This is a genomic window from Corynebacterium meridianum (assembly GCF_016342265.1).
Lineage (GTDB): Bacteria > Actinomycetota > Actinomycetes > Mycobacteriales > Mycobacteriaceae > Corynebacterium > Corynebacterium meridianum.
In genome coordinates this window covers 395,046-407,517 of sequence record NZ_JAEIOS010000015.1, presented here as the reverse complement: position 1 = coordinate 407,517, position 12,472 = coordinate 395,046, and the positions used below count along the sequence as shown (strand labels likewise).

Annotated in this window: 12 protein-coding genes, 5 tRNA genes and 1 riboswitch; of the genes, 3 read left to right on the top strand and 14 right to left on the bottom strand. The window is 64.2% G+C overall.

Annotated elements, in window-relative coordinates:
• Positions 1-177: 177 nt before the first annotated feature.
• On the bottom strand, positions 178-1,440 hold the full coding sequence (gene murA, locus JDV75_RS11815; RefSeq protein ID WP_198739427.1) for a UDP-N-acetylglucosamine 1-carboxyvinyltransferase: 1,263 nt from the start codon (positions 1,438-1,440) through the stop codon (positions 178-180).
• Between the two features lie 90 nt (positions 1,441-1,530).
• On the opposite strand from murA, the gene JDV75_RS11810 reads away from it, so the two are divergent.
• The gene (locus tag JDV75_RS11810) at positions 1,531-2,115 is read left to right on the top strand and encodes a cob(I)yrinic acid a,c-diamide adenosyltransferase (protein WP_198739426.1); all 585 of its coding nucleotides are present in this window, start codon (positions 1,531-1,533) and stop codon (positions 2,113-2,115) included.
• Positions 2,116-2,167: 52 nt separating this feature from the next.
• On the opposite strand, the gene ramA is transcribed toward JDV75_RS11810, so the two are convergent.
• The 5 genes from ramA to JDV75_RS11785 all read right to left on the bottom strand — a co-directional run bounded on the left by ramA (position 2,168) and on the right by JDV75_RS11785 (position 6,320).
• Positions 2,168-3,007 (bottom strand): acetate metabolism transcriptional regulator RamA, encoded by an 840-nt coding sequence (ramA, locus tag JDV75_RS11805; RefSeq protein WP_198739425.1) that lies wholly within the window; start codon positions 3,005-3,007, stop codon positions 2,168-2,170.
• Between the two features lie 542 nt (positions 3,008-3,549).
• Positions 3,550-4,347, bottom strand: a complete 798-nt coding sequence (locus tag JDV75_RS11800) for an ATP-binding cassette domain-containing protein (RefSeq protein WP_198739424.1) — start codon at positions 4,345-4,347, stop codon at positions 3,550-3,552.
• A 59-nt stretch (positions 4,348-4,406) separates the two neighbouring features.
• Positions 4,407-5,135, bottom strand: coding sequence for a cobalt ECF transporter T component CbiQ (gene cbiQ, locus JDV75_RS11795; RefSeq protein WP_198739423.1), 729 nt, complete (start codon positions 5,133-5,135; stop codon positions 4,407-4,409).
• Between the two features lie 20 nt (positions 5,136-5,155).
• Positions 5,156-5,545, bottom strand: coding sequence for an energy-coupling factor ABC transporter substrate-binding protein (locus tag JDV75_RS11790; protein ID WP_198739422.1), 390 nt, complete (start codon positions 5,543-5,545; stop codon positions 5,156-5,158).
• Positions 5,546-5,624: 79 nt separating this feature from the next.
• Complete coding sequence (locus tag JDV75_RS11785) at positions 5,625-6,320, bottom strand: energy-coupling factor ABC transporter permease (RefSeq protein ID WP_198739421.1); 696 nt, start codon at positions 6,318-6,320, stop codon at positions 5,625-5,627.
• A 48-nt stretch (positions 6,321-6,368) separates the two neighbouring features.
• A riboswitch (cobalamin riboswitch) is annotated at positions 6,369-6,665 on the bottom strand.
• 204 nt (positions 6,666-6,869) lie between these two features.
• Here JDV75_RS11785 and cysK point away from each other — a divergent pair.
• The gene (cysK, locus tag JDV75_RS11780) at positions 6,870-7,805 is read left to right on the top strand and encodes a cysteine synthase A (RefSeq protein ID WP_198739420.1); all 936 of its coding nucleotides are present in this window, start codon (positions 6,870-6,872) and stop codon (positions 7,803-7,805) included.
• Positions 7,806-7,920: 115 nt separating this feature from the next.
• Positions 7,921-8,508, top strand: a complete 588-nt coding sequence (gene epsC, locus JDV75_RS11775; protein WP_198739419.1) for a serine O-acetyltransferase EpsC — start codon at positions 7,921-7,923, stop codon at positions 8,506-8,508.
• A gap of 66 nt (positions 8,509-8,574) precedes the next feature.
• On the opposite strand, the gene JDV75_RS11770 is transcribed toward epsC, so the two are convergent.
• The 8 genes from JDV75_RS11770 to JDV75_RS11735 form a co-directional block, all read right to left on the bottom strand.
• Complete coding sequence (locus JDV75_RS11770) at positions 8,575-8,895, bottom strand: GNAT family N-acetyltransferase (RefSeq protein ID WP_198739418.1); 321 nt, start codon at positions 8,893-8,895, stop codon at positions 8,575-8,577.
• A gap of 56 nt (positions 8,896-8,951) precedes the next feature.
• Positions 8,952-9,620 (bottom strand): lipocalin family protein, encoded by a 669-nt coding sequence (locus tag JDV75_RS11765; RefSeq protein WP_198739417.1) that lies wholly within the window; start codon positions 9,618-9,620, stop codon positions 8,952-8,954.
• 77 nt (positions 9,621-9,697) lie between these two features.
• A tRNA-Phe gene (locus JDV75_RS11760) sits at positions 9,698-9,770 on the bottom strand.
• 25 nt (positions 9,771-9,795) lie between these two features.
• A tRNA-Asp gene (locus tag JDV75_RS11755) sits at positions 9,796-9,869 on the bottom strand.
• Positions 9,870-10,059: 190 nt separating this feature from the next.
• Positions 10,060-10,133 (bottom strand) — tRNA-Asp (locus tag JDV75_RS11750).
• Between the two features lie 38 nt (positions 10,134-10,171).
• Positions 10,172-10,247, bottom strand: a tRNA-Glu gene (locus tag JDV75_RS11745).
• A gap of 740 nt (positions 10,248-10,987) precedes the next feature.
• Positions 10,988-11,060: transfer RNA gene (locus JDV75_RS11740), tRNA-Lys, on the bottom strand.
• A 750-nt stretch (positions 11,061-11,810) separates the two neighbouring features.
• The coding region (locus JDV75_RS11735; RefSeq protein WP_198739416.1) for an LPXTG cell wall anchor domain-containing protein at positions 11,811-12,472 on the bottom strand (662 nt) is incomplete at its 5' end.

Below are 12,472 nucleotides of genomic sequence, written 5' to 3'. Positions count from 1 at the left end.
GAACAATTTAGGAGCCAGCTTGTGTTTTCCTCACGCCACACAACCACAGGAATCACTTCCCGGCGGGGCGCTGTCGGTCTCGCTGACTCCCACTAATCTACACACACCCCACCACACACACAAACACGCAGTTCAGAGTGTCTTTGGCGGAATGCAACCGGCGGTTTGCCGACCTCCTTATGAGGATTCGGGGACGCGCCGGACATCCGCGCCGAGTGCGTTGAGCGACTCCACGAACCTCGGGTAACCGCGGTCGATGTGGAACACCTCGCGGATCTCGCTTTCCCCCTCGGCGCAGAGTGCCGCGAGGACGAGAGCAGCCCCCGCGCGGATGTCGCTCGACCACACCGTGGTGGACGACAGCTGGGGGACACCCCGCACGGCGACGTGATGCCCGTCGACTGACGCGGTGGCGCCGAGCCGAAGCATCTCCCCGACGAACTTGAACCGCGATTCGAAGACGTTCTCGGTGATCATGGACATTCCGTCCGCGATGGCGGCCATGCCGATGGCCATCGGCTGCAGGTCCGTCGGGAACCCTGGGAAGGGCAGGGTCTGGTAGTCGACCGCGGTGGGCCGCCTGTCCATCCGCACCCGGAACCCGTTTTCGTAGGTCTCGACTTCCGCGCCGGCGACCTTGAGTTTCGCCAGCGGCAGGTGGAGCAGCTGTGGGGAGATGCCGCCGACGGTGATATCGCCCTGCGTCATCGCCGCGGCATACGCCCACGTTCCCGCGACGATTCGATCCGCTACGACGGTGTGCTCCGTGGGGTGGAGTCTGTCGACACCGGTGATGGTGAGGGTGTTGGTCCCCGCTCCTTCAATTTGCGCCCCCATGTCGTTGAGGAGATTGCACAGGTCGACGATCTCCGGTTCACGAGCGGCGTTGTCCAGGACGGTGACGCCCTCAGCGAGGACGGCGGCGGTGAGGATGTTCTCCGTGGCACCGACCGAGGGAAAATCGAAGGCGACCGATGCGCCCGTGAGTCTCGGTGCGCGGGTCACGAGACATCCGTGCCGGATCTCGGTCACCGCGCCCAGTCTCTCGAGACCACTCTGGTGCATATCGAGCGGGCGCGATCCGATGGCGTCCCCGCCCGGAAGTGCCACCACGGCTTCTCCACACCGGGCGGTGAGGGGGCCGAGCACGCACACGGAGGCACGGAACTGCCTGACGGCATCGAAGTCCGCGTTGCTGCACAGTTCCGCCGGGGTGGTGATCCGGACATCGGGCCCGTTAATCTCGACCTCACACCCGAGTCCCCTGAGGACGTCACCCATGAGAGGCACATCGAGGATCTCCGGGCAGTTCCGGAGGAGGGTGGTCCCCTCCGCGAGAAGAGCCGCGGCCATGAGTTTCAGCACACTGTTCTTCGCCCCGGTCACCTTCACGGAACCCGAGAGACGTGTGCCGCCTGTCACCAAGAATCGTTCTTTCACAGTGCCCCAGCCTAATGGTTCGCCCGGACCCGTGCGCATGGACCGCTCCCCCGGCACCCGTGGCCCGGGTTTTTTGTCTAGCGTGGGGACATGGCCGTACACCTCACGAAGATCTACACCCGTACCGGAGACGACGGCACGACCGCGTTGTCCAACTTCGAGCGCGTCCCGAAGAATGACGCCCGGTTGGTCGCCTACGCCGAGTGCGATGAGGCCAACTGCGCGATCGGCCAGGTACTGGCTCTCGGCGATCCCCCGGAGGAGATCACCGGGGTTCTGCGCCGGATCCAGAATGAACTCTTCGACGCCGGGGCGGATCTCGCCACCCCCGTCGAGGAGTCACCGAAGTACCCGCCGCTCCGTGTCGCCCAGTCCTACATTGACGCACTCGAAGCAGACTGCGACAGGTTCAACGCCGATCTCCCGTCGCTCAACTCCTTCATCCTCCCCGGCGGCACCCCGGCCGCCGCACTGCTGCACACCGCCCGGGTCATCGCACGGCGGGCGGAGCGTGCCGCGTGGGACGCCGTGGAGAAGCACCCGGATACGACGTCGGTGCTCCCGGCCCGGTATCTCAACCGACTGTCGGACCTGCTGTTCATTCTCGGCAGGGTAGCCAACAACGGCGACGACGTTCCCTGGGTGCCGGGGTCCGGGCGTCACGACGCCCGGTAGAACGCAACTGACCCCGGATGCGAAGCATCCGGGGTCAGGGAGACAGCGAAAATCAGGGCAGTGCTCCGATCCGACGTGCCGCGTTGACGGCCTCGTAGCGGGTGTGCGCGCCGAGCTTGCGCATCACGCTGCGCAGGTATGACTTCACGGTTTCCGCACCGATACCCATCTCCTCCGCAGCTTCGACGTTGGTGTGTCCGAGGGCCACGCACGCGAGGACATCGAGCTCCCGGGCGGAGAGTTTGGTGGTCTGCTTGACCCGGACCGGAGTGACCATCTGGTCGCACAGCTCCTCCAGCTCGAGCCGGAGCGACTCGTCCTCGACCCGGTTTGCGAGCATGCGGAGCTTCGAGTGGGTGGACCGGATCTGCTCCCACTCCGCACCGTTCATGATGCGGCCGGACTTTGCTCCGGCGCGGCCCCCCTCGCTCCTGCGGACGGCACAGTTGATGGCCAGCTCCTGCTCGAGGGTCCGGGCAGTCATGGTGACCTCCTCGATGACCTTGTCCCCGAGACGTACCGGGGAGTGCACGCCCACGTAGAGGACACCCCGGATCTCGCGGTGCACGATGACGGGGACGGCCACGAGGGAGAACAGGCCCTCATCCTGGATGACGTTGTCGTATTCGTGGGAGATGACGTTCGCGCGGGTGTAGTCACTAACACCGACCGGGCGCCTGGTGGTGACGACCCTGCCGCCGACGCCGCAGCCATGGTCGATGACGAGGTTCTGCAGCGCCGGGGTCCGGAGTCCGACCCAGGCACTGATCTGGAGCCTGTTGTCCGGCAGTACCGTCGCGAACATCGTCACCGGGATCCCGGTGGCCGTTCTCAACGACGAGAGCGCGGTGCGGATCGCTTCTTCGTCGTCTTTCGTACGTTGTGAGTCCACATGTACCTCCTGCGCATCCACCCGGTCAGGTGCCCCCGTCGGGTGAGCCAACATCTTTCTAAGGTGCAGTATAACCACTCCCCAGGGGGTGATGAGCCCGTCAATATCGGTAATTTTTCCCAAAATCAGGAAAACGGGCGTCCGGCTAAGGGGTGATGTGGTCTATTCCCGGACCCCCTCCCGGCACCCCTCATGTCCGACGTGCGCGAACATAGCCCGTCAACACCCCGGAACACTCCTCAATAGCTGTCCCGATACCCCAAACGAGCGCAGACCGTTCCTTCGTCACCTTCGTCATTTACACCGCTCAGCTGGGCCACAGAAGCACTTGCGGATCCACTTCGAAAATACATTCGCAGGAGAGAGAAAATGCCGCTTTTGACCCACCTGAACGGAGCTGAACCGCCACCCATCAAAACTGACGTCCCCCGTAAATCACCCCCGGTTCCGTCTCCGTTCAGACATGGCAAGTAAGAAACATCACGTTTTGGACGGCACATGCCGGTTCCTCGGACGCCCCCACCTCGGGGGTGGTCACCAATTCAGGGCAGTTCCTGTGGGGCACTGACCCTCCGCCCCAGGGCACGACTCACCAACGGCGCCCAGGGCAACCCCAGACGGGCCCGCTCCATCAGGTCCCTGTCTGTGAGAATCCTCTCGACGTCGCCACCGACCAACCGTCCGTCGGTCAGCACCACCGCGGTGTCGGCGAAGGCGTAGGCGAGATCGACATCATGGGTGGACAGCACCACGGCCGTGCCCTTCGCATTCAGGGCTTCGAGGGTCCGGAGAAGTTGCCGACCGCCCGCCGGGTCGAGGCCCGCGGTCGGTTCGTCGAGGAGAAGGACCGCCGGATCCATGGCGAGGGCGCCGGCGAGCGCCACCCGCTTCCGCTGCCCGTAGGACAACTGGTGGGGAACGCGGTCCGCCAGATCCGCCACCTCAGCCGCCGTCATCGCGGCGTCCACCCTGCGGGTCACCTCGTCCCGCTCGAGTCCCATGTTGACCGGGCCGTAGGCGACGTCCGCGGAGACGGAGGTCGCGAAAATCTGGTCGTCGGGTTCCTGGAGCACGAGCTGCACCCGGCGACGGACCCGGTCCCGCCCGGCCCGGTTGTAGCGCACCGGCTCACCGTCGAGACGCAGTTCCCCGCGATCGGGTTTCCATGCAGCGGCGAGCAGCCGGAAGAGTGTGGACTTGCCGGAACCGTTGGCGCCGAGCACCGCGATCCTGGCGCCGGTGCCGATTCTCAGGTCAACGGATCTCAGCACCGGAAGCTCCGGGCCGTGCGAGAAATCGACGTCGACCAGTTCAACGAGCGGTGTTGCTGGGTGAGACACGGGTCCTCCATGGATGGGACGGTGCGTGGACGGGATCGGCGGCTGGTGGGGAATCCAGCTCACCAGAAGATGATGCCGAGCGCGGTGACGGCCGCCAGAAGAGCGACGCTTCCGATGATCACCGGCCACCGGACGGGCCTGCTGGCGTGGAGGGTGGAGATCTCCGAGATATCGGCCCGGAGCTCCATCCCCTCCTGGAGCGCACGTGCCCGGGAGAAGGAGAGCACGAAGAGACTCGCGGCCTGGCCCGCGACCGAGTGGATCCAGCGCCTGCGGCTGCTGTGCCCGAGGCGCGCCGCCTGTGCCTCCCACATCGTCCGCGCGGTGGTGATGAGCGTTCCCGTCATCCGGTAGGTCAGCATCGTTATGTGGACGAGCGGTGCGGGCACCCCGACCGACCGGAACCACACCAGCTGCTCGGACATGGGTGTGGTCAGGGCGAAGAGCATGGTCGCCGACATACCGACGACGGTGCGGGCCAGAACCGTCGCGGCGTCGACAAGTCCGCCGTCGATCCAGCGCAGTCCCGACGTCGACACCGAGAACACCAGTGGCCCCAGTCCCAGGAGAATGAAGGTGGCGGGGGCCAGGATCAGTGCCGCGTACAGGCGGGGCGGCACCTTTGCGGATACGGCGAGCAGAATCAGCACCGCGGCGATGATGGGCAGGGCCGGTAGTGGGGGTAGGGAGATGGCCAGGACGAGAAGTCCCAGGATGAGCAGGACCTTCTCCCCCACGTTGACGCGGGCCCACGGGGAGTTCGCCGCGGCGATCTCCAGGGCGTTCATGGCGTTAGCCCCGGCCCGGTTCAGGCATCGGTGCCGGGATTGGGCCCCGCAGCTGCCGTGGTTCCGGCGGCCCCGGACTCCCGTGATCCGCGCTCCTCGGCGCGGGTGCGGCCCCGGTAGTTGCCGATAGCGAAGCCGAGCACTCCGGCGCCGAGTGCGGCCTGGAACGCGAAGAGGCCGGACTCGACCTCCCCCGGCAGTTCACCGATGAGCGGGCTCGCCCACGGTTCGTAGTCGGGGTTCTGCTCGGCGACGATCTCCTCGGCGGCACCGTCCGAGCCGCCGAACTGCTCCTCGGCATCGGGGTCACCGAAATTGTAGAACATCGGGAAAACCGCGATCGCCGCGGCGAGAATGATCAGGGCGATGGTGACGGCGAATCCGCCACCCTTGTTGTTTGTGGTGGACATGGTGGAGTTCTCCTCAGGCGTGTTCTTCTTGGTTGTGTTCTTCACCGGCGTGGAGCCGGCTGACTACGAACGGATCGGGTCAGCGCACCGTGGCGGGCTCGCGGGTGTCCGTTTTCCGGATCCGGGAGAACACACCGAGGACGTCGAGTTCCTTGGCCGCGATGACTCGCAGGCTGCGGAAGATCAGGACGGTGACGATGCCCTCGACGATCGCCAGAGGGATCTGCGTGGTGGCGAACAGTCCGAGGAAGGTGAGAACGGAGTTGACGAAGCCACCGGCGTGGTGGGCGAGTGCCAGCTGAACTGAGGTGACCATGTAGGTCGAGAGGTCAGCGAAGAACGCCGCGAAGAAGATCGAGATGTCCGCGCCCGCGCCGGCACGGCGAAGCAGAACCCACACACCGTATCCGACCCAGGGGCCGACGATCGCCATGGAGAAGATGTTGGCACCGAGGGTGCTGATGCCGCCATGTGCGAGGAGCAGCGCCTGGAAGAGCAGCACGATGCCGCCCATGAACGCCATCACCGGGGGTTTGAACAGCACCGCACCGAGGCCGGTTCCCGTCGGGTGGGAGCTCGATCCGGTGACCGAGGGAATCTTGATGGCCGAGAGAACGAAGGTGAATGCTCCGGCAGCCGCGAGGAGAAGTCCGGTTTCGGGGGCCTTGGCGAGCTGCTTCTTCACCGCCCATCCACCGTGGACAACGAACGGGGCAGCCGCCGCGGTCCAGGCGAGAGCCTGTCCGGCAGGTAGAAAGCCTTCTGCGATATGCATGACTGTACTTCTCTTTCTGGGACGGGTCCGACACCTCGCGGACCGACTGGTCAACTCACGGTCGCAGCCGGTCTCCTGGCTCAACTGTCGTCAACGGGAACCGGATATCTCGGTCCTCCTACGAAACCCCGACGCCGTGCCTTCCCACCGTGGACCCCGGAGGATCCCGTACAGGCAGTGGCGTTCTGCGGCGTGAAGCCCTTGGTGGCGGATAGATCCACCATCGGCGACAGTCATACAGTGGCGAGGGCCGCTGCCGGATTTCCACCGGCATTCCCGATCACTGCGACGTGTCGAACGGTAACACGTAAGCAGGCCGAATGAACCCCAACGATGGAAACAACTACCCTCATTCAGGGTCCCGTATCCGCTGGTGAAAACAGTTTCCCTCTCCACCGCCATCGGCTCCGCCCCACCGTGCACCCCCGGCACGAGACAGACCACACTGTCTATATTGCGGTCTACTGGTGGTGTAGCGTGACAACGAAAGGCCGTGCTCGCGGCAGCCATCAAACTGATGAACCGGAAAATTCTCGAGGAGCCCCTCCAATGACGAACATCCACGACAACATCACCGACACCATCGGCAACACCCCCATGGTCCGACTCAATCGCCTGACGGAGAACCTCGACGTGGAAATCCTCGTCAAGCTCGAGTCATTCAACCCCGCGAACAGCGTCAAGGACCGGATCGGGCTGGCCATCATCGACGCCGCCGAGGCCGACGGTTCACTGAAGCCCGGTGGCACGATCGTCGAGGCGACATCAGGAAACACCGGAATCGCCCTGACGATGGTGGCCGCGGCCCGCGGATACAACGTCATACTCACCATGCCGGAGACCATGTCGATGGAGCGCAGGGTCATGCTCCGCGCCTACGGCGCCGAGATCATCCTCACCCCGGGTGCCGCCGGAATGCAGGGTGCCGTCGACAAGGCCAACGAGATCGTCGCGGAAAACGAGGGAGCGATCCTCGCCCGCCAGTTCGCGAATCCCGCCAACCCGGAGATCCACCGCTCCACCACCGCCGAGGAGATCTGGGACGACACCGACGGGAAGGTCGACATCTTCGTAACCGGCGTCGGTACCGGCGGCACAGTGAGCGGCGTGGGCGGGGTGCTGAAGGAACGCAACCGAGACGTGCAGATCTACGCAGTCGAGCCCGCCGAATCCGCTCTGCTGTCCACCGGCAAGGCCGGTCCCCACAAGATCCAGGGCCTCGGCGCCAATTTCGTCCCCGAGGTCCTCGACCGGCGCGTGCTCGACGACGTACTCACCGTCAGCAATGCGGACGCCATCGCCACCGCCCGTGAGCTCGCACGTCGGGAAGGCATCCTCGGTGGCATCTCGACCGGAGCCAACGTACGGGCCGCACTCGATCTGGCCGCTCGTCCGGAGAACGCGGGCAAGACCATCGTGACCACCGTCTGCGACTACGGCGAGCGCTACGTCTCAACCGTCCTCTTCGACGACATCCGGAACTGATCCTCGGCCACCGGGACCAGAGCCTCGGTCATGCACCCATCCCCTCGACTCTGCCCGGACCGATCTCCCAGGTCCGGACAGGACTGTTCCGCCGGCGCTGATAGGATGAGCACCCATGTACCGGCTGCTGAGGATGATCAGAGAAGACCTGGCGAACGCACGGGACCACGATCCCGCCGCGCGGGGTGACGTCGAGAACGCGATCGTCTATTCCGGCCTGCACGCCATCTGGTCGCACCGTGTCGCCCACGTCCTGTGGACCCGGGGTCTCCGCGGTCCCGCGCGTGTTCTCGCACAGTTCACCAGGTTCCTCACGGGCGTCGAGATCCATCCGGGCGCCACGATCGGCCGCCGCTTCTTCATCGACCACGGAATGGGGATTGTCATCGGCGAAACCGCGGAGATCGGAGACGGTGTCATGCTGTACCACGGCGTCACCCTCGGCGGGCAGGTACTCACCCAGACCAAACGGCACCCGACCCTCGAGGACAATGTGACGGTCGGTGCCGGCGCAAAGGTCCTCGGGCCGATCACGATCGGCTGTGGAAGTGCCATCGGGGCGAATGCGGTCGTGACCAAGGATGTGCCGGCAAACCACATCGCCGTCGGTATTCCGGCCGTCAACCGTCCCCGCAAGACAAACGAGTGCAAGAAGCTCGTTGATCCCGACCGGTACGTGGACAAGGAACCACCGCTGTTCTGATCCCCTGTGAGCCACAGAGAGGTGCCCCCCCCCAACACCTGGGAGCGGGCACCTCTCTGCGTCTGTCTACCGCTGCACGGGGCCCGCGAGACCGTCCGCGTACGCGGGGTGCTTGTCGATGAAGTGCTTCACCGCGGAACAGGTGGCGCGATAGGTCAGATCCGTCCTGAGCGTGTCGTAGAGGGCGAACCGGATCAACGGGGAACTGAGCCCCTGCCCGCGGTATCCGGGGGCTATGACGGTGTGGTTGAAGTCCCGCACCGCCGGTGCGTCACTGACCGGGGTCTCGAGGACATAGGCGGCGTAGCCCGCCTCGGCACCGTCGACGGTGATCACGTAGCGGTGGTTCTGTGCATCATGGGTCACCTGGTGTCCGACTGCGGTCATCAGTTTCTCCCCTCCTCAACTCTGGATTGATCGTACAACGGGCGGTCCAACGTGGTTCACAGCGTGCAGAGAGGCTGATACCCCTCGCGTCCGCCGGTCACCGGAGAAGTCAGGAACGTGCAGGGGTTGTAGCCCCTGTCCGCGATGACGTCACGCACCTCCGACCACTTCTCCCCGGGAAGAGCCACGTCCCTGGAGAGCACGAACCCGGTGGCTCGGTCCGGGCTACCGACGAGCACGGTCTGCCCGTCGTGCGACATCCAGGTCACACGGTAGTTCGTGGGACCGTCGGGATTCTGGAACGGTACTCCGTTGAACCAGACACGCAGCGACGCCTGCGTCTCCGGGTCGGTCACCCTGGCCTGCCCGTCGATTCCGGAGGGATTGCCGAACCAGTCGGTACACGAGTTCACCACCCGTACCGTGTCCTGACCGGTCAGGGTGTACCGTGCGGCGGTGTCGCGGGCGCACTGCGCGCTGAAGATGTGCGGGAGCGCCGCGACCTGGTGCCAGGTGCCCTGATATGCGTCCAGATCGAGGTACGGGATCTGGGACAGTTCACCACCCGGGAGCGTGGGCGTTGATGAGGTGGCTGGCAGGCCCTTGAAGCCCTGTGGCACCGATTCAGACGCTGCCGCGGGCGAACCCACCAGCGACACGGTGAGGACTGCGACAGCCGCCAAGGAGACCTTCATCTGGAACGGGGTCCTACGGAAGGTGTTCATTCCTCCATTGTGCAGGAAAACGCTGTACCGGGTGTGGAACGCAAGAACGCCCCCGGGGAAACCCGGGGGCGTTATTGTGGCCAGAGCCAGGATCGAACTGGCGACCTTCCACTTTTCAGGCGGACGCTCTACCGACTGAGCTATCTGGCCCCAAGAATGTCCGGAGACAATCTTGCGACCCTGACGGGACTCGAACCCGCGACCTCCGCCGTGACAGGGCGGCGCGCTAACCAACTGCGCCACAGGGCCTTGATTCTGCACTCGGGCAAGTACCGGTTGCACGAGAAGAAACTTTACACAGGACTGCGATTATGAACAAATCCACAGTACAAGCTGCACTTTCAACCCGGATCGACATACCGGGGCCCACACATCCCGGTATGTACGGCATTATCACAAAGAGAAAACCCCGGTAGCTCTAAAGCTACCGGGGTTGCTGCGACCCTGACGGGACTCGAACCCGCGACCTCCGCCGTGACAGGGCGGCGCGCTAACCAACTGCGCCACAGGGCCTTATTCTCTTTTCACGTCAACTCCGCAGACGAAGGACGTGGTACTCCCAACGGGATTCGAACCCGTGTCGCCGCCGTGAAAGGGCGGTGTCCTAGGCCCCTAGACGATGGGAGCTCGCTCCTGGGCAGTGATGATCACCGCACTCAGTTGCTTGTTCAGAATATACTTGCCAAACCTCAACTACACAAAATGGCAGTTCAGATGGGAGTTCTACTCCTTCTGCAGAACGTTCCCGACGGCGATACCCGTCCGGACGAACTACAGGCGTGGAGCACGTGCACCCACGCGCACCAACCCCTGGTGGACATCATGACACCGCGATCTCAAGGTCGCCTGGGTGGCGGGCGACGGTGGACAGAAGGACCACGTGTCTCTGGAGACACAACCACCAGGGAGCTCCCCGAATACCGGTTTTCCCGGCGGAACCCCTCCCGGACCCAGCTCGTGCGCCCCATAGCCGGGCTTTCGGATAGACGTCTCCGGGGCCGGTGGAACAACGCCCCGCTTCATCCACCGAAGCATCCCGTACCGATTTCATCTCCACGAGCTCGTTGTAGGTTCCCGGGTTAATGATGTCCGTCCCGGCGATGCAGTCAGCCCGACATCCGGCACAACGGCTGCCCCCATAGCAAGGGATGATCTCGGTTCGCTGACCGGAAACCTGCACCGGTGCGACAAGGTACGACGGGGCGGCACCACCAGGAAGCTGCTGGGGCCAGCGATGCACCTCCCCGACCACCCCACCACACGCGAGTTGCTGCGTAACCGATCACACGGACCAGCGTCGCTTGCATACCTCCTGACACCAAAACACCCCGGACTCCGACTGATCGCCGGCTCCCGGGGTACTGCGGTGGGCCCTGTGGGGCTCGAACCCACGACCTGCGGATTAAAAGTCCGTAGCTCTACCAACTGAGCTAAAGGCCCCGACCGTTCATCCATGAAGATGATCCGGTTTTTCTCAGTGCCGTCCATACGCCACCAAGACTCCACTATTATAGCGGTCCCGGGCCATCGACCGAAATCAGATCGAGAGTTGGAACAGATACCACGGCACATCCACCGCTTGTTGCGCATCCAGTGACGCGAAGCAGCTCCCGTGGACGGTCAAGGCGAGGTAGTACCGGGTGGGAAGGCTTTCCGGCGGATCGACCGGAATCCACTACCCGCCCTTCACCAACGGCCTCTTCCGGGGCCAGTCGAGGTACCCATCTCGGACCGGATACCGGGATTCCGTCCGGGGCCCCTCCGCGGCCTGACTCATCGCGTTCCACGAAGCGACTCGTGCAGCCGACTCGGGAACCAACGGTTTCTTCCCATCGAGATGCCGGCCTAAGCCTTTCACGACACTGTTAAGACGCGGCCTGTTCTTCCTCGTCTGCGGATAGGCACCGAGCTACGTAATTTACCTACCGTCAAACCGCGCCGCACAAGTGTCAGGAATGTCGTTTCACCGACAGCGGGATCGTCAGGTTCGGGGGGCGACGGGAACCAGGAGTCCACCCGGACCAGCCGTGGGGTCCGGCACTTCGTCCGCTGCCGGCGGTGTACACCTGGGTTCCATGTGTATGTCCACGTGAGAAGACTTGTGCCGGGTAGGCAAGACCAAGACCCCGGGTGCTCCACAGATGTGTGGAAAACCCGGGGCCTTGGTTTCAAACCAGGGACGTCCCGAAACTAGCCCTGACGACGCCGCGCAGCAACAAACACCGCACCAAGCACCATCAACACCAGACCACCGAGCAGAACGTACACGACGTTCGCACCCGTGGTAGCCAGAAGACCCTGCTTAGCTCCAGTGGGCTGCTGCGCATTCGCGCCACCGACCCCACCCGGAGCCGCGGTACCACCGGTATTGCCACCATTGGCCTCACCGGGATTACTCACATGAGCATTGGACCCCGCAGCATCGGCACTACCAGCGGTAGCCGCCGAACCAAAGCCAGCCGCTGCAGAACCAGCAACCTGATCACTGGAACCAGTGCCGGCCCCACCATCACCGTTGCCCGCAGACCCCGAGGCAATTCCATCAGAGGATCCACCGTTGGCGTGAAGCGCTCCAGCAGAAGCCGAACCCAGCACACCGGCAAGGATGATTCCGGGAACAACCGGCCACCAGGCCGACAGCCCATTGACTGAGGAACCGTTCTGCCCCGAAGAACCACCCGGCAGGCAATCACTCGAACCATTCGAACCATTGGAACCGTTACCGGAACCATTGGAACCGCTCGCACCGTTGCCGGAACCAGTCACACCGGACAGACCCGACGAACCAAACACACCGGTCGAACCGTAATCACAATCAACCGTGGAACCGTTGTCGTTACCGGAACCATTCG

Coding starts and splice junctions, on each gene's coding strand:
- JDV75_RS11810 (WP_198739426.1), top strand. CDS start 1,531: ATGGCCGTACACCTCACGAAGATCTACACCCGTACCGGAGACGACGGC.
- epsC (WP_198739419.1), top strand. CDS start 7,921: ATGTACCGGCTGCTGAGGATGATCAGAGAAGACCTGGCGAACGCACGG.
- JDV75_RS11765 (WP_198739417.1), bottom strand. CDS start 9,620: ATGAACACCTTCCGTAGGACCCCGTTCCAGATGAAGGTCTCCTTGGCG.
- cbiQ (WP_198739423.1), bottom strand. CDS start 5,135: ATGAACGCCCTGGAGATCGCCGCGGCGAACTCCCCGTGGGCCCGCGTC.
- JDV75_RS11790 (WP_198739422.1), bottom strand. CDS start 5,545: ATGTCCACCACAAACAACAAGGGTGGCGGATTCGCCGTCACCATCGCC.
- JDV75_RS11770 (WP_198739418.1), bottom strand. CDS start 8,895: ATGACCGCAGTCGGACACCAGGTGACCCATGATGCACAGAACCACCGC.
- JDV75_RS11785 (WP_198739421.1), bottom strand. CDS start 6,320: ATGCATATCGCAGAAGGCTTTCTACCTGCCGGACAGGCTCTCGCCTGG.
- cysK (WP_198739420.1), top strand. CDS start 6,870: ATGACGAACATCCACGACAACATCACCGACACCATCGGCAACACCCCC.